17 protein-coding genes are annotated in these 20,283 nt (G+C 48.5%); 5 read left to right on the top strand and 12 right to left on the bottom strand.

Translation table 11 applies throughout. From position 1 onward, the window contains the following. Positions 1–118: 118 nt before the first annotated feature. The 6 genes from LG200_RS07370 to LG200_RS07345 all read right to left on the bottom strand — a co-directional run bounded on the left by LG200_RS07370 (position 119) and on the right by LG200_RS07345 (position 7,663). Complete coding sequence (locus LG200_RS07370) at positions 119–1,153, bottom strand: virulence RhuM family protein (protein ID WP_226756923.1); 1,035 nt, start codon at positions 1,151–1,153, stop codon at positions 119–121. Between the two features lie 26 nt (positions 1,154–1,179). Further along, positions 1,180–1,731, bottom strand: coding sequence for a hypothetical protein (locus LG200_RS07365; RefSeq protein WP_226756922.1), 552 nt, complete (start codon positions 1,729–1,731; stop codon positions 1,180–1,182). Positions 1,732–1,733: 2 nt separating this feature from the next. Continuing rightward, positions 1,734–2,636: a hypothetical protein gene (locus LG200_RS07360; RefSeq protein WP_226756921.1), complete on the bottom strand. Its 903-nt coding sequence runs from the start codon at positions 2,634–2,636 to the stop codon at positions 1,734–1,736. Positions 2,637–2,679: 43 nt separating this feature from the next. Continuing rightward, on the bottom strand, positions 2,680–4,737 hold the full coding sequence (locus tag LG200_RS07355) for a helicase HerA domain-containing protein (protein ID WP_226756920.1): 2,058 nt from the start codon (positions 4,735–4,737) through the stop codon (positions 2,680–2,682). A gap of 15 nt (positions 4,738–4,752) precedes the next feature. Continuing rightward, positions 4,753–5,919: a restriction endonuclease subunit S gene (locus LG200_RS14130; RefSeq protein WP_226756919.1), complete on the bottom strand. Its 1,167-nt coding sequence runs from the start codon at positions 5,917–5,919 to the stop codon at positions 4,753–4,755. Between the two features lie 166 nt (positions 5,920–6,085). Then, positions 6,086–7,663, bottom strand: coding sequence for a type I restriction-modification system subunit M (locus LG200_RS07345; RefSeq protein WP_226756918.1), 1,578 nt, complete (start codon positions 7,661–7,663; stop codon positions 6,086–6,088). 217 nt (positions 7,664–7,880) lie between these two features. Here LG200_RS07345 and LG200_RS07340 point away from each other — a divergent pair, with 217 nt between their 5' ends. The 3 genes from LG200_RS07340 to ispF are packed head-to-tail and all read left to right on the top strand — an operon-like array spanning position 7,881 to position 9,499. Continuing rightward, positions 7,881–8,258, top strand: coding sequence for a YbaN family protein (locus LG200_RS07340; RefSeq protein ID WP_226756917.1), 378 nt, complete (start codon positions 7,881–7,883; stop codon positions 8,256–8,258). 57 nt (positions 8,259–8,315) lie between these two features. Then, positions 8,316–9,020: a 2-C-methyl-D-erythritol 4-phosphate cytidylyltransferase gene (gene ispD, locus LG200_RS07335; protein ID WP_226756916.1), complete on the top strand. Its 705-nt coding sequence runs from the start codon at positions 8,316–8,318 to the stop codon at positions 9,018–9,020. Further along, entirely contained in the window at positions 9,017–9,499 is a 483-nt protein-coding gene (gene ispF, locus LG200_RS07330) for a 2-C-methyl-D-erythritol 2,4-cyclodiphosphate synthase (RefSeq protein WP_226756915.1), read from the top strand. The genes ispD and ispF overlap by 4 nt, the downstream gene beginning before the upstream one ends. Positions 9,500–9,563: 64 nt before the next feature. On the opposite strand, the gene LG200_RS07325 is transcribed toward ispF, so the two are convergent. From LG200_RS07325 to LG200_RS07300, 6 genes are all read right to left on the bottom strand, one after another. Continuing rightward, on the bottom strand, positions 9,564–12,653 hold the full coding sequence (locus tag LG200_RS07325) for an efflux RND transporter permease subunit (RefSeq protein WP_226756914.1): 3,090 nt from the start codon (positions 12,651–12,653) through the stop codon (positions 9,564–9,566). Between the two features lie 11 nt (positions 12,654–12,664). After that, positions 12,665–13,771: an efflux RND transporter periplasmic adaptor subunit gene (locus LG200_RS07320; RefSeq protein ID WP_226756913.1), complete on the bottom strand. Its 1,107-nt coding sequence runs from the start codon at positions 13,769–13,771 to the stop codon at positions 12,665–12,667. Between the two features lie 33 nt (positions 13,772–13,804). After that, positions 13,805–15,100: a TolC family protein gene (locus LG200_RS07315; protein WP_226756912.1), complete on the bottom strand. Its 1,296-nt coding sequence runs from the start codon at positions 15,098–15,100 to the stop codon at positions 13,805–13,807. A 91-nt stretch (positions 15,101–15,191) separates the two neighbouring features. After that, a complete protein-coding gene (locus LG200_RS07310) occupies positions 15,192–15,731 on the bottom strand; it encodes a Smr/MutS family protein (protein WP_226756911.1) in 540 nt (179 codons plus the stop codon). A gap of 67 nt (positions 15,732–15,798) precedes the next feature. After that, on the bottom strand, positions 15,799–16,755 hold the full coding sequence (gene trxB / locus LG200_RS07305; protein ID WP_226756910.1) for a thioredoxin-disulfide reductase: 957 nt from the start codon (positions 16,753–16,755) through the stop codon (positions 15,799–15,801). 46 nt (positions 16,756–16,801) lie between these two features. Next, positions 16,802–17,272, bottom strand: a complete 471-nt coding sequence (locus LG200_RS07300; protein WP_226756909.1) for a Dps family protein — start codon at positions 17,270–17,272, stop codon at positions 16,802–16,804. 377 nt (positions 17,273–17,649) lie between these two features. On the opposite strand from LG200_RS07300, the gene LG200_RS07295 reads away from it, so the two are divergent. Together LG200_RS07295 and LG200_RS07290 are read left to right on the top strand one after the other, a co-directional pair. Then, the gene (locus LG200_RS07295; protein WP_226756908.1) at positions 17,650–17,850 is read left to right on the top strand and encodes a hypothetical protein; all 201 of its coding nucleotides are present in this window, start codon (positions 17,650–17,652) and stop codon (positions 17,848–17,850) included. Between the two features lie 136 nt (positions 17,851–17,986). Next, positions 17,987–20,281, top strand: coding sequence for a DNA translocase FtsK (locus LG200_RS07290; RefSeq protein WP_226756907.1), 2,295 nt, complete (start codon positions 17,987–17,989; stop codon positions 20,279–20,281). Positions 20,282–20,283: the final 2 nt, after the last annotated feature.

The following is a 20,283-nucleotide window of genomic DNA, read 5'->3' as shown; positions in this document are numbered from 1 at the left end:
ATTTATTCCTTATTCATGCGGCGCAACGCAAGTGGTGCGCCCTACAAGGGCTACAAGGACTTGCAGGCGCTCGATGGTAAGGGTTTCAATAGCAGATTCTGTGAGCTTATGCAAAAGTCTATTCTTTCGGTTCTTGTTTTTTTGATTTGCTTGGCTTCTTAAGCGTTTTTACTGTTTTATCAAAATCAGATACAAAGTGCCTATCTTGCTCAACTCTAAAAGTCTCATACACTTTCTCTGCTTTAAGCTTCGCCATTTCAGCACTCACTTTGCCAGCATCTTGCAAAATAGGGTAGTTTGAAAGCTCAAGAAAGCCATTTAAAAAGGTAATCCAATCAGCCATCTTCATCACAATCTGGCGCTCTGCACGATTTTCTGCCAAGTCTAAGTAGGCTGAAACGATCCGCTCTAATTCACGTATGTGTTGCTCAGACAGATAATTTTTTGCGACGGCTACATCACTTTTTAGCACCTTGCCGTTTGGCGCATTCTTAAAAGTCATTAAGCCCATCTTAGGCTTTGAAGCATCCACAGACTGATAAATAATCTCAGCTGAAGTTTTGCCCGTAATCGCCCAGTGCAATTTGTTTTGCACCGTGGCAAAAAACTCTTTAGTTAAAGGCGCGTTTTTATCGTAATCCACTGACAATGCATAAATATCTGTGATTTTTTGATAGAACCTTCTTTCGCTGGCACGTATTTCCCTAATACGTTCAAGCAGCTCATCAAAATAATCTTTACCAAAAACTTGTGAACCTTGTTTGAGGCGCTCATCATCCAACACAAAGCCTTTGATGATATATTCTTTAAGTGTTCTAGTTGCCCAAATGCGGAATTGTGTAGCTTCACGTGAGTTTACCCTGTAGCCTACAGAGATAATCGCATCAATATTGTAATACTGGGTCTTATAATTTTTGCCGTCCGCGGCAGTTGTTTCCAAAATGGAAATAACTGAATCTTCAACCAACTCATTGGTCTCAAAAATGTTTTTAAGGTGCTTATTGATGGCAGGTACACCCACCGCAAACAAATCCGCCATTGCTTTTTGTGTCAGCCAAACAGTTTCACCGCGCAATGCAACATTTAACTGAACATCACCACTAGGGGCTGTATATAAAATGAAGTTGGTAGCCTGAATTTGTTGATTATTCATTGATAATCCCTTTGCAAATTTTCACTTTAGTACCCCATCCCCAATTCTTGAGAAACGGCAGTTAACTCATCCAACACTTGGTTTCGTGATAATTGCTTTTCAATATCAATCAAATTCATTAAAAGCATATTTATCTGTCTGAAATTTTCATTTTGTTCATACAGTTTTTCAACTTGTTTTTCACCGTGAAATAAATTGTTTCTAAGCCTAAAGGCTATAAATAACAGAGCTTTTAACTTTTCTTCATTTGATGGATTTTCACTTGATAAGCAACTATACACCTCACTTTTAATTGGCTCTGAATTGAACTCAAAAGTACTAAAGTGATCAGTCGGCTGCCCATTTAAAACATATCGATTTCTAAAGTAATTAAATACACTATCTAAAAGACTTTGGTTTACTTTCTGGTCATATTTTTCTGAATGATCTTTTGGATGCCGTCTTATCTTGCCATCCCTGCCACACAGCTCTTTTTCATAAATGTTCCACACTAGGCTAAAGTAGAAAATACTATGTAGTTTGGTTCCATCAATTTGATAATAAAATCTATTCTGCTCTAGCCAGTTTTTTTCAATCATTTTTATTCCCCATCATCAAATAATGGTTGTTGGTCTTTTCCTTCTTTTTTCTTAAACCCTAACGGTCTCAGAGTGTAATTTGTTGAGCCACTCTCTTTTATTGCATAAACCTTTCGTACTGAATAACTTCTACGTTTTTCATCACCAAACTCATCGAAAGTTGTAGTGACCTGTAATAAGCAACTCATTACAAAACCGTTAGCGAACTGATGCTGTCCATTGATGACTTCGTTCTTAAACCTTGCATCCCCCATACTAAAGTCAATCCTTTGTTCTTTATATGAACCGCGCCAGTTAAATGTGCCTTCTTTTAAAACTGGGGAAATAATCTCAATCTCGGCATTGTCATCTTCAGTAACTGTTTTGTCATCTATTAAAATAAAATCTTTAAATCGGCTCCGAGGTATAACAATCTCGTCTGTCTTTATGCTCAAGTTTTTAAAGCCAATCTTTTCTACTTTTTCATAACCGATAATTCTTGAGTAATAATTTGAAACATGCTTTTTAACCAGCTTATCTTCTAACGCTTTAGCAAACTTAGTTTCATAATCAAGCTCTTTTAGAGAATTGTCGAGTTGCAAACCTTTTAAGGTTTCCTCTTTGATTGCGTCATCTGTTTTATTTTTTGTGAAATGGTGTTTAAGAATCTCATTGATAGCAGGTGACAAGAAAATTGCGACTGCGCTTAGACTCGGAATAATTAGGTTTAATGTTTCAATTAAACCTCCCTCATTAAACGCTTCAGTTTCAATTTCAGCGGTTACATCTGATAACTCTAAAATTCTTTTTACTGCCTCTAGCAAATCTTTCTCAGCTCGATTTCTGACAAATGCATTCATTGAGTGACTTTCGTCATCAAAGTAATAATGGACTTGAAATTGCTGAGACAGATTTTCTTCAGACATCTTTTATCCTTACTTCATCGCTCATTAGTTTCGTCAGTATGAGTTACCGCTTTAAGTCCACAATCATTGGCAAGTTCGATTTAACCGCTTTCCCAGTAACGACAGCATGAAATTGTTTAAGTCTCGGTAAAGTCTGTACTAACTCTTTACCTATATGATTTCCAACAAATGTAAAACTCGTATCATCGAACGCTTTAAAACAAATTACTGTATTACATTGAGTTAGTATGGTCTTAGAAACATTTGCAGTTCTTTGCGCAATAATCATAAACCCAACACCATATTTTCTGCCTTGAAGTGCTACCTGACTTATGCTATTAACTAAACTTTGAGATGTTTTGTCAGAACTGCTTGCAAAGTTCCACTCTGGTATTACAGTATGAGCCTCCTCAATCGCAATGCAAATTCTCGCTGGATTACTAGCTAAAAGACGCTCTTTTGCTACTTCGAAAACCACTTTAAAGAAATATTTAGTGTAATCAAGAATTCCTGTGGTGTTGCTTACATCTGGCAACTCAAAAACCTTAACCGTAGATTGTGCATCATCTAAAAATGCATCTACTTCAGTTTTGATTAATGTTTTAATCTGAGCCTGTCGAGTTGCTATTTGAGGCTTGTCTTGTTGATTAGCAAATTTATCTAGCTCATTATTTATCCAATCAATGTGATTAGCGATTTGAGTTGCGATTACAGAATTTATGATAGGTAATGGTGATGGATTTAATGTTGTGACAAATTCGTTATTAAAATCAACACAAATTACTTTAGTATCCGTTTGAAGTTGACCTATTATTTCTCTCGCCAAAAATGACTTCCCTGAGCCTGTAACTCCAAGCAAAGCCATGTGGTGACTGACAGCATCATGTAAATTGATAACTGATGGTAAATTTGTGCCGGGGATGACTCCCAGTTTATATTCAGGATAATTATATTGATCAACTTCAAAGTTTGTCTTTGCTAAAAATATTGGTGTATTTATATTAGGCACCCAACCATATTTTTTAAAACTTAACTCAGTATTTTTCCACTCTCCTAGTTGTATTGCCTCGCCACAAGTAAAACCACTTTCATTCTTAGATTCTAGATGTTCAATTGCTGTAATTCCTTCGACTACTTGATAATAGATGGTTTTACTTCCCACAATCACTTCAAGTAATTGCCCTTCTTCTAAATCTTCATTTTTTTTGGAATACTCAAATTTAATGTTCCCTATATTTGAACCATCAATGACGATACCTACAAATTTATCAATATCCAAATCTGTGTGCTGATTCGCTAATTTGCTAGTCTTGTAAATAATGTTTGGATTTAACAATGAGTTTTGTTGAATATCATTTTTAAGCTTAAGTACCTTTATCCATTTTTCATTATTAAGAAAATGCGTATCAAAAACGAAACCTACAGAAACTGTGTTGTCATCTTGAGTTGAGTATTTAAATTCAACAACATCAAATTTATTCACATCAGTTTTATCTTTAAAAACTTTCGCTAACAAAAGTTGTTTAGACTGAATACTAAAGACTTCACCAATAGCATTATTAGATAGCTTTTTACTTTTCAAACTAAACGTGTTCGTTAATGCTTTTGGGTTTATTAGCAAAATTCCACACCAAAAGAAAAATAACGTTATCGTGTAGTTGTTCTGGATTGAGTAATAGCTTAGTAAAGATGCAATAAATACCAAAGAATATAAAACTCTCCCTTGACCAAATAACACCACGCTATTTTTCAGAAAAATTGAAATGCGATTTTGTATATGATTTTCACTCTTGGTTTCATCGTTTAATACTAATGCAATGAGAGCTGCAATTAGCAAGGTCAGAACGACACCAAATGAAACCCACCATAGCTTTAGATCAATAAATATGTCTTTGATTGCTATAAGCGTCAAAGCTAATGGAATGGTGTTTGTTATTACATTTTTTGGAGAAGAGTAGTATGGGTCAATGAATAGTATTGAAAATACCATCATAAATAACCCAGAGTAGAACCAAAGATTTTTAGTATCAGGACTTGGCAATAATGATTTAGTGAAATAGTAATTTAATGTCATAAGTATGAAGAAAAACAAGCCAAAAACGACAAATCTATTTTTTAACATCCGTATATTCCTCGATTAAATTACTCTTACTTCACCGCTCATCAGCTTGGGGAGCAAGTTGTCGCGGAGTTTTTCTAGGGTTTGGATTTGTTGTTGGTTAAGGTGTTTTTTATCAAAATAAGGTGCTATGAAATTTTCAAAATCTAAAATCTTTTCATTCGGTGGCGCTAAGAAAGTTGCATCCCGAAAAGTTGCAGTTGTTATCGTATCAAACACGCTACCATAAGCAGCCGACTGCAATTGTTCAACAGCATGATTTACCAACAAATAGGTAAAGAAAAAACAGCCTTCAATTTTTGGCAAAATGCCATAGTTGGATTGACTAAAAGCCATGCTCTCTGCCAACAAACAATACTTACCAACAGTACCCCTCGCTGAAATAACAGTTGCAAATCTAGGCAGTAATTTTGCAGAACTATTATTTACGCCAGTTTGAGTAATAGTTTTTTCAGATGAAATTGCAAGACCTTTATGGTTGGTTGCTATATCTCCGCCTGATAACCACGGAATATCACCATCCCAATAATCAGAAATGGATGTTTTAGGAGTGCCTCCGCCAACTAGTTCAAATAACTCTAACAAGCTATTTTCCTCCCAATCCTCCTGCGCTTCTTCTACAAACAACTGCCTGAACAGGGTTTCGGCCATGCGTTCCAGGGTGGTGTTTTGACGATGGAGCAGGTCGATTTTGTCATCCAAACTGCTGAGGACTAAGGCGATGGCTTTTTGTTCTGGCAGCTCTGGGATTGGGAAAAGTACATCTTGAAAAGTGCCTAAATTGATATTGTCTTGAACGGAACCTTCACCAATATGTTTTAACTCTCTTTGAAAATGAGTGAGCGTGTAATAAATAAAATCTAAATCTGTGTTTTCATCGGGTATAAAACCTAAAACACTATCAGGAAAGCAAGCATCAAAAGATAAAATGGCTAGTTCAGCTATGTTTGCAGCAATGGTTATACACAAAGTGTTTTTAGGCCATAACTTACTTTGAGCCAAGCCAACATCACTATACGTCTGCTCAAACTTTCTTATGTACTTTCTTGCCTCTCTAACTTCTCCTGTTTGTATGAATGGATATTTTCCACCATATAAATGAAAATCATAGCGAGGTCTATGTCTTGAACGCCCTCGTTGAAGCAACCCTAAATCCTCTAGTTTACGCTCTTGCCACTCACTCACAACCCACCTCCGTCATTCCCGCGCAGGCGGGAATCCAGTCGTGGTGCAACTTGCACGAATATTGTTTTAAGCCACCTACAGATGCATGCATCTTTGCCTGGATTCCCGCCTGCGCGGGAATGACGGGTGAGACGGATGTTGCTTTGAATGTTTAGTGCTTGTTGCTTCATGGCTTGATGCTCACATTTACTTTAGCCAAATTCTCTGCAATCGCTTTATTCAGTTTTACTTCCTCAATCAACTGCGCTTCAAATTCTGCTTTCAGGGCGTTAAAGCGCTCGGCAAAGTTAAAGTCATCTTCATCATCGGGCAGGCCGACATAACGGCCTGGGGTGAGGACATAATCGAGTTCTTTTACGCGTTCTAAACTTACCGATGCGCAGAAACCTGCAATATCTTGATACTGGATTGCCGCGTCGCTTTGCTCCTCGCAATGACTGGGGAGGTTGCGCCAAGCATGGTATGTATCAGCGATTTGTTTAATATCGTCATGGCTTAGCTCTTTGGTGCGGCGGTTGATCAGGTGGCCGAGGTTGCGTGCATCAATAAACAGGATTTCATTTTTGCGTAAATTGCCGTTGTTACGTCCACGGTTCATAAACCATAAAGCAGCGGGGATTTGCGTATTGAGGAAAAGCTTGGCGGGCAGGTTGACGATGCAATCTATGACGTTGCCCTGCTCGATCAGTGCTTTGCGGATCTCGCCTTCACCACTGGTTTTGCTGGTGAGTGCGCCTTTAGCCAGTACCACGCCGGCCCTGCCATTGGGCGACAGGTGATAAACAAAGTGTTGCAACCATGCAAAATTGGCATTGCCTGCGGGCGGCACACCGTATTGCCAGCGGCCATCGTTACGCAACAGTTCACCAGACCAGTCGCTGACGTTGAATGGCGGGTTGGCGATGATGTAATCGGCTTTCAGGTCTTTATGGGCGTCATTCAAAAACGAGCCTTCGTTATTCCATTTGACCTGGCTGGCTTCAATACCGCGAATCGCCAGGTTCATTTTGGCCAGCCGCCAGGTGGTCTGGTTGCTCTCCTGCCCGTAGATGGAAATGTCATCAACTCTGCCCTGGTGATCTTTTACAAACTTCTCAGATTGCACAAACATGCCGCCTGAGCCGCAGCAGGGGTCAAACACGCGCCCTTGGTAGGGTTCCAGCATTTCTACCAGCAACTCCACCACAGAGCGCGGCGTATAGAACTGCCCGCCTTGCTTGCCTTCAGCCAGCGCAAATTCACCGAGGAAATATTCAAATACATGGCCGAGCACATCGGCACTACGTGATTTTGCATCGCCCAAGGCGATGTTACTGACCAGATCAATGAGTTGCCCCAGGCTGGCCGGATCAAGGTTGTCGCGTGCGAATACTTTTGGCAGCACGCCTTTGAGCGGTGTGTTTTCACGCTCAATGGCATCCATGGCGTCATCCACCGTTTTGCCGATGGTGGGTTGTTTCGCGTGGCTTTGCAGAAACTTCCAGCGTGCGGAAGGCGGCACAAAAAAGACGTTTTCTGCTGAGTATTCGTCTTTGTCTTCCGGGTCTGCGCCTGCATATTCACCCTTGCCCTCGGATAGTTTTGCAAATTGCTGCTCGAAGGAGTCAGAAATGTATTTGAGGAAGATGAGCCCAAGGACGATGTGCTTATACTCAGCCGCATCAATGTTCTTACGCAGCTTGTCTGCCGCTTTCCACAGGGTTTTTTCCAGGGATTCTTGCTTGGTTTGTTTGTCTTTTGCCATGATTCTAAGAGGTGCTTTTACTTGATTTTTAACAGAGGGTATCAAATATTGATCAAGGTTGAGGATTTTATCTGTTCAATCTTATCCAGTGTGAGAGGCTGGTTGATATTCATGCCTGCAAACGAGCTTGGCTGCTTTGGTCTTTGCGGGTGAGATTGGGTGGGCGCTTGGTCTTCAGGCATGGTATCTTTGAGCTGTTTTCGATTTCATTATCATTATGCTGCAACAAACCAAAATCTTCCTCTGGCGTATCCTGGCTGTGATTGCCCTGATTCTCGGGGTAATAGGCGCTTTCCTGCCGATCATGCCCACGGTGCCTTTTGTCTTAATGGCAGCATGGGCGGGCGGACATGGCTGGCCCCAATTGGAGCATTACCTGCTCAATCACCCAAAATATGGTTGCTATATTCGCCAGTGGCGTGAGCATGGAGCTGTCTCGCGCAAGGCCAAGTGTTTTGCTATTTTCATGATGTCGTGCAGTGGGGTCATGCTCTGGTTTTCTCCTGCACCTTTATGGTCTAAATGGGCAGTAACGCTCACCATGGCTTCTGTCGCGCTTTGGCTTTGGTTGCGCCCCGAACCCAAGCAATGCTGAAATGCAGTGCCATGGCGGTTTTGTTTGCCATTCTTGCTGCATGCTAGAATGCCGGCCATGTCCAAATTTCATGTCCTGATTCCCGCTGCCGGCTCTGGTAGCCGCATGGGTTCCGAGTTGCCCAAGCAATATCTTCCCTTGTTGGGCAAGCCGTTGATTCACCACGCTATCGCCATGTTTGTACAAGTGCCACGCATTGCGTCTGTGCATGTGGTCATTAGTGCTGATGATGCATTGTGGGATGAGCGGGCGGTGGATTATGGCAACAAGTTCCAAGTGCACAGGAATGGCGGGGCAACGCGTGCCGCTACTGTCTTGAATGGGCTGAACGCGATGGCGGATGAAGTGGATAGTCAAGACTGGATACTGGTGCACGATGCCGCACGGCCAGGCCTTAGTGCATCCCTGTTGGCAAGCTTGCTGGACAGTCTGGAGCATGACGAGGTTGGCGGATTGCTGGCGATCCCGTTAGCGGATACATTGAAGCGTGCGGACCCACAGCAGCGGGTTTCCAATACCGAACCGCGCGATGGTTTGTGGCAGGCGCAAACGCCACAGATGTTCCGCTATGAAATACTGCAGCGTGCGCTGCAATTGGCAGGCGGGGCACCTACCGATGAAGCGCAGGCAGTTGAGGCGCTGGGTTTGAAGCCAAAACTGGTGCCCGGCGAATTGCGCAACCTGAAAATTACATATCCGCAGGATTTGAGGATTGCCGCGGCAATCCTGCTGGCGGATGCCAAGGAGAATCAAGCATCATGATCAGAGTAGGAAACGGGTTTGACGTTCATCAACTGGTGGAAGGGCGTCCCTGCATCATCGGCGGGGTGGATATCCCTTATGAAAAAGGCCTGAAGGGCCATTCAGATGCCGATGTGCTGCTGCATGCAGTCAGCGATGCCTTGCTGGGAGCTGCGGCCATGGGGGATATCGGCAAGCATTTCCCTGACACGGATGAGCGCTTCAAGGGGGCTGATTCAAGAGTGCTGCTGCGTCATGTGGTCAGCCTGCTCAAGACCAAGCATTATACTATCGTCAATATTGATGCGACCATCATGGCAGAGGCCCCCAAGATGGCCCCACATGTGGCGCAGATGTGCCGCAATATTGCAAGCGATTGCGGTATTCCTGAGGATTGTGTGAACGTGAAGGCCACCACCACTGAAAAGCTCGGTTTCACCGGACGCGGTGAGGGAATTGCAGCCCAGGCGGTGTGCCTGGTTCAGCGATACCAGATTTGATGGAATAGGTGGTTTGGTAGACAAAGCCCGGTACTGCCGGGCTTTTTTATTTGCCTGGCGAAATTTACTCGCCCCTGCGTTCATCAGAAAAGTAAGGAAAAAGTAATGGCAGCAACAGCAATGTAAAGATGGTGGCCGATACCAGGCCGCCGACAATCACCACGGCAAACGGGCGCTGGGTTTCAGAGCCTATGCTGTGTGAGAGTGCGGCAGGTAATAGCCCCAGGCCTGCCATCAGCGCGGTCATCATGATGGGGCGCAGCCGTGCGACAGCACCATCTACCACGGCTTTCCTCAACGCATAACCTTCACGCATCAGGTACTTGATTTGTTCCACCATGATGACGCCGTTTTGTACCGAGACCCCAGCCAGGGCGATAAAGCCCACTGCCGCGGATACTGAAAGGTGCAAACTGGCTAGCCCCAGGGCTGCCAAGCCGCCGATCAGGGTGAATGGGATCATCAACAGCACCAGCAGGGCGTTGCGTATGGACTTGAAGGCTATGAACAGCAGCACGAATATCAGCATCAGGGACAGTGGAACAATCACCTGCAAACGTTTCATTGCGCGTTGCTGGTTCTCGAACTGGCCACCCCAGGTAATGGAGTACCCTGGGGGCAGTTTGACCTGCTGCTTGACCTTGTCCATGGCTTCGGCCACAAAGCTGCCCTGGTCACGATTGATCAGGTTGGCCTTGATGGCGACAATGCGCGATACACCTTCACGGCTGACGCGGGATGCGCCTTGCTTGATGCTGATGTCGGCGACTTCGCCCAACGGAATGGTGCCGGCATTGTCAGGCAATGCCACAGGCAGTTCCGCGATGTCATCCACGCCATCGCGGTATTGCCGGTCCAGGCGCAAGGTCACGTCAAAGCGGCGCTCCCCATCATAAAAAGTGTTGGCGGCATTGCCCGCCATGGCTGTCTGTATGGTGGTGTTGACATCATTGACCGTCATGCCGTAGCGGGCAAGCTTTGATCTATCCAGCGTGATATTCAGCTCAGAGTTGCCGGAGATGCGGATGGCCGCAACATCTGTAGCTCCCTTGATGCTGTTCAGCACATCCACCACCTGGTCGGCCTTGTCTTCCAGAATCGAAAGGTCAGGGCCAAAAATCTTGACCGAGATTTCGCCCTTGACTCCTGAAAGGGCTTCTTCCACGCTGTCCTGGATTACCTGCGAGAAGTTGGTTGGGATGCCAGGGATGGTGTGTATCTTGCCCGAGATACTTTCGATGAGCGCTTCCTTGGTGGCAAAGCCCCATTCAGCCCGCGGCTTGAGGTCGGCCAGGATTTCGATGTTGTTCGGGCCTTTGGGATCAGTGCCATCGTCAGGGCGGCCGACATGGCTGACTACCAGGTTGACTTCCTTGTAACTCTCGAGGATGTGGCGCACATGACGTTCCACCTCCTTGGTTTTGGCAAGGCCAGTGGAGGGCGGCAGGCTGATGGTGAGCCATATGTTGCCTTCATCCAGCTTGGGCAGGAATTCAGAGCCTAGCCTGGGAGCCAGCAAGATGGATGCGAGCAATAGGCCAACAGAGCCTGCGACCAGCAGCCAGCGGATATTGACGGTGCGTAGCAGCAGGCTGCGGTAGCCTTCCTGTATCTTGTGCATCCAGCCGCTGTGCTGTTCCGCCATATCCTCGCGGCGCATGGTGTAGGAAAGCAATGCAGGCACCAGAGTGAGGGTGAGCAGGATGGCTCCCAGCAGGGCAAAGCTCAGGGTGAATGCCATGGGCGAGAAAATCTTGCCTTCCACACGCTGGAAGGTGAAGATCGGCAAAAAAGCCAGAATGATGATGGCCTTGGAAAAGAGGATGGGCCTGCCCATTTCAATGGCGGTTTGCTTGAGGGTATGCAAACGCCAGCCAAAAGTGGCTTGTTGCGGCAGCTTGTCTATCTGGGCTACCGCCAGCCGGACCATGAGCGCTTCCACCAATACCACTGCGCTGTCGATAATGATCCCGAAGTCTACTGCGCCCAGCGAGATCAGGTTGGCAGAAACGCCACGGATATCCATGACGATAAAGGCAAACAGCAGTGAGAGCGGGATCACCGATGCCACGATCAGGGCAGCCCGCCAGTTGCGCAGGAAGATGATCAGGATGGTGACAACCAGCAAGGCACCTACGATCAGGTTCTCGGTGACCGTATGCACGGTATGCTCGATCAGGGTCGTCCGGTCATAGAATGGTGCGACCTTTACGCCAGGCGGAAGCTTGGCGTTGATTTCGGCGACCTTTTTTCGTATCGCCTCAATCACCTTGGCCGGGTTCTGGCCCTTGTTCATGATGACAATGCCTTCCACCACATCGTCTTTATCATTGAATGCGACAATGCCGGAGCGGGTCCGGTCACCGATTTCCACAGCCCCTATGTCGCTGACGAGGATGGGCTTGCCGCTACGTGAATCAATCACCGTGCTGGCGATGTCATCCAGGCTCTTGTAGAGGCCGATACCGCGTACTACCAGGTCTTCATCGCCGCGATGCATGAGACCGCCACCTATATTACTGCTGTTGCCGCTGAGTGCGCGGTTGACCTGGTCTATGGTGATATCGAATTTTTTCAATAGATACGGATCAAGCTTGACCTGGTACTCCTTGATGCTGCCGCCAAAACTGGTGATGTCGGCCACGCCGGGTACGGTGCGCAGCATGGGACGGATCTGCCAGTCCTGAATGGCACGGATTTCGCGTTGCGGCATATCGTTGGGAGCTTCCACCAGATAGCGGAAGATTTCGCCTACTGCGGTGGAGAGCGGTGCCAGTGTCGGTTGATAATCCGGCGGCAGGTCTGCATTCTGCAGGCGTTCCAGCACTTGTTGACGGGCAAAGTAATCATCGGTTTTTTCCGAGAAGGTGAGAGTAATGACTGAAAGTCCCGTGATTGAGACCGAACGCATCTGGGTCAGGTGGGGCACACCACTCATTTCGTGTTCGATCGGCAGAGTGACAACACGCTCAACTTCTTCAGGCGCGAGACCAGGCACTTGCGTCACGATGCCGACATGTACATCCTCTACGTCGGGAAATGCCTCAATCGGCATGTTATCCACTGCAAAATAACCGGCAATGACCAGGGCCAGGGTGCCTAACAAGACAAACACCCGCTGTTGCAACGAGAATGTGATCAGCTTATTCAACATGATGGGTGGCCCTATTTACCTGCGGCAAGTTCAGAGTTGAGCAGGATTGCCCCTGATATCACCAGTTTTTCATTGTTGCTCAGGCCTTGTTTTACGGTGGCAAAATCCTTGCCCTGAACGTCCAGGGTTACCCGCCGCTTCTTGATATGTCCCGGGCTGGTCTCAACAAAGACATAGCTATAGAGGCCTTCCGTAATCAGGGCACTGTTGGGGATGCGGATCACCTGGCGATTATCCGGGCTTAATGGAGTGATGCGGGCATACATTTCAGGCTTGAGGCGCCCCTCCTTGCTGTCTACCGAACAGCGAACGGGAACGCGGCGGGTGGCAGGGTCTATCATGGCACCGATGGAGAGGATCTTGCCGTTGAATACTTCACCTGGATATGCATCCACCTCAATCGAAACACTTTGACCCGGATTGACCTTCCCCAGGTCGCGCTCAGGCAGGTCTATGCTGGCCCAGAGGTGCAATGGGTCGGTGATGATGAACAGCGGGGCGGGGGCTTCTGGCCTGACCTCGCTACCGGGGCTCACCTGTCGGTCAACGATGATTCCAGCCAGTGGGGCACGCACACTATAGCTTTGATTGTTATTGCGGCTTGCACCAAGATTGTTGAGGCGGGCACTGGCGCGCTCGGATTCGGCAGCAGCTTCATCCAGGTCTGTCTTGCTGGCTTCAAGTTCTTTATGCGGTATCACGCCGCCATCAAGCAGCATGCGGCTACGGTCATAGGCTTGTTTCTTCAATTGCAGTTCGGCCTGAGCCTTGCGGGCATCGGCAATTGCGCTGCCCAGGTCGGGAGAGTCCATGGTCATCAATACCTGGCCGGATTTCACGCTATTGCCGACTTCAGCATTGATCTTGAGCGCACGCCCTACAACTGGAGAACTGATGCGCGCAGTAAAGTTTTCGTTGAATACAATCTTGCCATTGAGGGGAGATGAGGCGGGGGCTGGAATCTGGGTCACTGCCTCGATTTTCAGGTTGGCGAGCTGTGGGGAGTCTGCTGCCAGTACTACCTCATCGGCAGCTTTTGGCTTGACGGCTTCCGCTGCCAATAGCGGGGTCATGCTATAAAGGCTTGATAACAGCAGGATCAGTAATTTCTTGTTCATTATGGGCTTTCTTAACCTTCAGGTTTAAGCGTATTAATTGTCACCAGGGTTGATGGCAGCGCGCCAGTTGGCGAGGGATTTGGCAAAATCTGCATGGGCGGTGGCAGCGTCGATTTGCAATGCACGCAATACGCGGCGCGCGTCGAGCAAGTCGGTGACTCCCATCGCTCCGTGCTGGTAGGCAAACTCGGCGGCCTGTGCCGTTTTTTCTGCTTCCTGCAGCATGTTCTGGTCGTAGCGATTGACCTTCTCAATCGACGCATCCAGATCAGCTCGGGCGCGGTTGACCTCACTTAATGCATTGGCCCGGATGCGCTCCTCTGCTTCCATTGCAGTGGTGTAGTCCACCTCAGCATGTGCGATCTCGCCCTGGTATTGATAACCGGTAAACAAGGGAATGCTGAAGCCTACACCTATGGTGTTGCGGCCATTGTTATTGCCACCACCGCCTCCATTTCCACTCGGGTAATGCTCATACTGCATGCCGATGGTGATGTCTCGCGTGGTTTGTGCTTGTGCAAGTTTGCGATTCTCATTGGCTAATTGGATACGCGCGATGGCCGCTTGGATGTCAGGCCGTTGTTCCACATTTGCAGACAGGTTTTCAGCAGCCATGGCTGTATCAGGCCAGGTATCGCTGACCATGATGTTTTTGGCTTCCTGTTCCTTGCCTATCATATAGGCAAGGTCAGCTTGAGCTTTTTCCTTTTCAGCTTTTGCCTGGCGCAGATCGTTCTGTGCACGCAATACGTCAATCCGGATGCGTGAGGTATCTGTTGTAGAAATGTCGCCAGCTTTAAGGCGCAATTCAGCGGCTTGTAGCATTTTGTCGTACAGCGCTTGGTTTTCCTGCAGGATGTGTTCTGTTTCCTGGGCAAGCAACAAATCGTAGTAGGCGTTGTAGAGCAACTGTTTTTGCTGGCGCAGGCTGTCACGCAAGTCTAGCTCGCTCGCCTGCACGGCATCATCAGCCATTGCCATACGCAACGCACGTTTGTTGCCGCGCTCCACAGGTTGCTCAATGCGCGCAATGGTATCCAGGGTGCGGTTGCTTAGGCCGCCATTGCCATTGCTTCCTTGTAGATTGAAGTTGTTGGAGTTCAACGAAAATGTCGGGTTGGGGTTTTGTGCGGCAGTCAGGGTGTCTGCCTTTGTCCCCTCCAGGTAGCGTTTGGAGAGCAGGAGTTCGCGGTTGTTTGCCGTAAAAAGTTTACTGACCTTGTCCAGTGTCAGCTGGCCCAGGTTATCGGCTTCTGCCGCATGGAGGATGGATGGGCTATGCAATAACAGCACCATCACGGTTGTACACGTCAATAGACGCCACTGCATGTTGATCTCACTTTATTCCATGCACACCAGAGTGCGATGAATAGTAAACGCGAGACTATTTCTTTAGTTTACAGCCGGTGAGACTATATTTTCATGCCTTGAGCAGGACAATCACTGCACCGCTGCCACCGTCCTGCTGGCGTGCCTGGGCATAGGCGATGACTTCGTCTTTTTGCATTAGCCAATTGCGCAATTTGTGCTTGAGTACCGGCTCACGGTTATGCGAGCTCAAGCCTTTGCCATGAATGATACGGACACAGCGGATGCCTCGTTTTTTACAGTGGTGCAAAAATTCTGCGACATAAAGCCGGGCCTCATCGCTGACCATGCCATGCAGATCTATGGCGGCTTGCACCACCCAATGGCCACGCCTGAGCTTGCTCAGGATGTCGGGGGAGTGGCCATCACGCAAGTAAAGCAGCTCTTCTCCACTTTCCAGTTCATGGGCGGGAATGTAATGATCACTGAGGGAATCTGCCAGCGCCTGGCGTTCATCACGGATGAATTGCCTGGGAATTGGCTTGGGGGTCGGGGGAGGGTGATGCAGGCGCGATGGTTTCAGCGGACGTGCGCCCTTGACTGCTTCAAGGAACAGTTCGATTTCATCGTCCTTGTCGTCTGCATCCATCATGATTCCAGCCTGTACTACTGAACAGCATGCAGCAGGCACTAGCCCGCCGCATGTTGTGATTACTTAATTATATGACAACCAATCCATCCAGATAACGCTCAGCGTCCAGCGCAGCCATGCACCCGGTGCCCGCACTGGTGACAGCCTGACGATAGATATGGTCCTGCACATCACCGGCTGCGAAAACGCCGGGCACGCTGGTGGCCGTGAAATTACCCTGCCTGCCTGCCTGGGTCACGATATAACCGCCTTCCATTTCCAGCTGGCCTTCAAAGATATCGGTATTGGGCTTGTGGCCGATAGCAATGAATACTCCCTTGAGCGGGATATCCTTGGTTGTGCCGGTATCCACATTCCTGATGCGCATGCCGGTGACACCGGAATCATCACCCAGCACTTCGTCCAAAGTGTGGAAAGTTTCCAGCACAATGCGGCCTTCCTTGACGCGCTCCATGAGCTTGTCGACAAGAATGGCCTCTGCCTTGAACTTGTCACGTCTGTGAACCAATGTGACCTTGCTGGCGATATTGGCCAGGTAAAGGGCTTCTTCAACAGCGGTATTGCCGCCGCCAATGACGGATACTTCCTGGTTGCGGTAGAAAAAGCCGTCGCAGGTAGCGCACGCAGACACGCCCTTGCCGGCAAAAGCTTCTTCTGAAGGCAGGCCCAGATATTTTGCTGAAGCGCCGGTAGCGATAATCAATGCATCACAGGTGTATTCACCGGCATCGCCAATCAGGCGAATAGGCTTTTCATTGAGCTTTGCGGTATGGATATGGTCAAAGATCATCTCCGTATTGAAGCGCTCGGCATGCTTTTGGAAACGCGCCATCAACTCTGGACCCTGAACCCCATCGGCATCTGCAGGCCAATTGTCAACCTCTGTAGTAGTCATGAGCTGGCCGCCTTGTGCAATGCCAGTGATCAGCACAGGTTTGAGGTTGGCGCGCGCCGCGTAAACAGCGGCAGAATAACCTGCCGGGCCGGAACCCAGAATCAGCAGGTGTGCATGTTTTGTTGCCATACGGGGAATACTCCTAGAATGCAGTGTTGTTTAAGTGGGACGAATGTTATGGTTTTTCAAGCAGGCTACGCAACATCCATGCAGTTTTTTCATGAATCTGCAGGCGCTGGGTCAATAAGTCAGCTGTCGCTTCATCGGAAGCTTTTTCTGCAGCCGGAAATACTGAACGTGCAGTGCGTACTACAGCCTCGTGGCCTGCGACCAGCTCCTTGATCATGTCCTGGGCATGGGGCACACCATTACTTTCAGTGATGGATGTGAGTTTGCTGAATTCACTATAGGTGCCGGGCGCATGAAAATCCAGGGAGCGAATACGTTCTGCGATCTGGTCGACCGCAGTCCACAGTTCATTGTATTGCTCTTCGAACATCAGGTGCAGGGTGCGGAATTGTGGCCCTGTTACATTCCAGTGGAAATAATGGGTTTTCAAATACAAGGTGTAAGTATCTGCCAGGAAACGGGATAGACCTTCTGCAATTTTTTTGCGATCTTTTTCACTAATGCCAATATCAACCATTTTGTTCTCCATTATTTAAATAGATGGGGCGCAGTTGCAGCCATGAATTGCGTTATACCAGACAATTGTAGCTAATCTTAGTTTCTGTTACCTGATAGTTTTCATAGTGTAGAGGGGCATCTCTGTTTAGCGCAAATTGATTGTTGTTATTTAGGTGATAGTTAAATTTAATCAATCGGTATGTCTATATGTAACTTCAAGAAAAATATGGACTTTTTCTTATAATTTCCTCTCTCGGATGCTCATGTGGGAGTGGCGGTAAGTGCCTAGATATTATCGGTGAATTATTTGCGCATCATGATGTCAGAGAAAACAACCGGAACAAAATTCCGGTGATGGTTTGTTATCAATGTCCCAAAAGGAAAGTAGGAAGTCTCATGCAAGTTGAAGTTCGTGTCTTGTCCGGTACCGCTGCTGCTGTGCAGCGCACCGATCGTCACCTCCCTAGGTTTACCCATTCGCAATATATTCCTGCCGAGAACGTCGCTGAAAAAGAGGCGGCATTCGATCGTGTCAGCCGCGCCGGCAACGCCCGTGCGCTGGTGAGGAATATTGCTGCATTTTGCGATTGCGTCTAATCGCCTAGTATTGTGTGGCCGCCGGAAGCCTGCTTCCGGCCATGATTTGCCTGATAGGCCGCAAGCCACTGCCCAAGCGGGTTGATGCTGTTATAATCAGACCAGCTTATATTCTCGTGTCGGGTAATAGATCATCTTGTTTTTCCAGAAAAAAAGCGCGCCACTCAACAGCCGTCGCGAGGCTGCCCCGGTTGAAACTCCAGGCATAGTCAAGGAGGCCTGGTGGTTGGGCCTGGTCGTGGTCGGGATTTACCTGACGCTCATCCTGCTGACTTACCGGCAGGACGATCCCTCTTGGTCGCACAGTGCAAGCGACAGCGACATTACACAAAATGCAGGCGGCACCATAGGCGCCTGGCTTTCTGACATTCTGCTCTACCTGTTTGGTTTTTCAGCCTGGTGGTGGGTAGTCTTGGCATTTTATGCAATGTGGCTGGTCTACCTGCGCCTTGAAGCAGTCAACTCCGAGCATAAGCCCTTGATTATCGTTAACCTGAGTGGTTTCCTGATGCTGCTGCTGTCTTCCGCTGCGCTTGAGGCTGGCCATGTCCATCAAATGTCGGTAGAGCTGCCCTTGGCCGCCGGGGGTATGCTGGGATCGGTGATTGACAGCGGTTTGCAGGCCCTGCTGGGCTTCGCCGGATCGACCTTGGTATTGTTGATGACTTTGGCGGTGGGTTTCAGCCTTTTTACCGGCTGGTCCTGGATCGGTATGACCGAGAAGCTCGGCTCCGCGCTGGAATTCAGCTATCACTATATAGTCAACAAGTGGCAGGATTACCAGGATCGCAAGGTCGGCAAGGTGGCCGAGCAGCGGCGTAATGAGTTTGTGGACAGCGAACGCAAGCGCACCGAGGATCGCCAGCCGGTGCAGATCGAGGTGCCGGCGACGTTTGAAATCGTAAAAAGCGAGCGGGTGCAGAAAGAAAAGCAAACCCCCCTGTTCGAGACGCTGCCGGACTCCCCCTTGCCTCCGCTCCATTTGCTTGACGAGCCCAGCGGCGTGGTGGAGGTGCAGTCTGCTGAAACCCTGGAATTCACTTCCCGACTGATTGAGCGCAAGCTCATGGATTTCGGTATTGAGGTCAAGGTAGTGACAGCATTGCCAGGCCCGGTGATTACCCGTTATGAAATTGACCCTGCTGCTGGCGTGAAAGGCAGCCAGATAGCCAATTTGTCGAGAGACTTGGCGCGCGCCCTGTCGGTGGTTAGCGTTCGCGTGGTTGAGACCATTCCGGGCAAAACCTATATGGGCCTGGAAATTCCCAATCCCAAGCGCCAGATTGTCTACCTTTCAGAAATTCTCGGTTCCCAGGTTTATGCCGACGTGACTTCTCCGCTGGCCATCGCTATGGGCAAGGATATTTCCGGCAAGCCGGTGGTAGCCGATCTGGCCAAGATGCCCCACGTACTGGTAGCGGGGACTACCGGCTCGGGCAAGTCGGTGGCGATCAATGCCATGATCCTGAGCCTAGTCTACAAGGCGGAGCCGAGCAAGGTGCGCCTGATCCTCATTGACCCGAAAATGCTGGAGCTTTCGGTTTACGATGCCATTCCCCATTTGCTGACACCTGTCATTACCGATATGCGCAACGCTGGTAACGCCCTCAACTGGAGCGTGGCCGAAATGGAGCGCCGCTACAAGCTAATGTCGGCGCTGGGAGTGCGCAACCTGGCAGGCTACAACCAGAAAATCCGCGATGCGGAAAAGGAAGGCACATCCATCCCGCATCCTTTCAGCCTGACGCCGGATGAGCCGGAGCCGCTGGAGGAGTTGCCATTGATCGTCGTGGTGATTGACGAACTGGCTGACCTGATGATGGTGGTGGGCAAGAAGGTGGAAGAACCCATTGCCCGTTTGGCACAAAAAGCCCGTGCCTGCGGCATACACTTGGTGGTGGCGACGCAGCGCCCATCGGTGGATGTCATTACCGGATTAATCAAGGCCAATATCCCTACCCGGGTGGCTTTCCAGGTTTCCAGCAAGATAGACTCGCGTACCATTCTTGACCAGATGGGTGCAGAAGCGTTGCTGGGCCAAGGGGATATGCTATACCAGCCTCCAGGCACCAGCGATCCGCAGCGTGTGCATGGCGCGTTTGTTTCCGACCAGGAAGTACACCGCGTTGTGGAGCATCTGAAAGCCCAGGGCGAACCCAATTACATAGAAGGCATTCTGACCGGCGGGACCGATGAGAATGCCGAGGGTGGTGAGCTGGGAGAGGGCGGCGGAGAGGCTGACCCGCTCTATGACGAGGCGGTTGCGATTGTGTTGAAATCGCGCCGGGCGTCCATTTCCTCGGTGCAGCGCCAGTTGCGCATAGGTTACAACCGGGCAGCCAGGTTGATTGAAGAGATGGAACGCGCCGGGCTGGTGTCTGCCATGCAGAGTAATGGCAACCGTGAAGTGCTGGCCCCCAATAATGATTAATA

Origin of the sequence: Methylobacillus caricis, from assembly GCF_020532705.1 — a bacterium.
Lineage (GTDB): Bacteria > Pseudomonadota > Gammaproteobacteria > Burkholderiales > Methylophilaceae > Methylobacillus > Methylobacillus caricis.
Note: the sequence above shows the minus strand (reverse complement) of the source record. Positions and strands in the feature narration are given on the sequence as shown.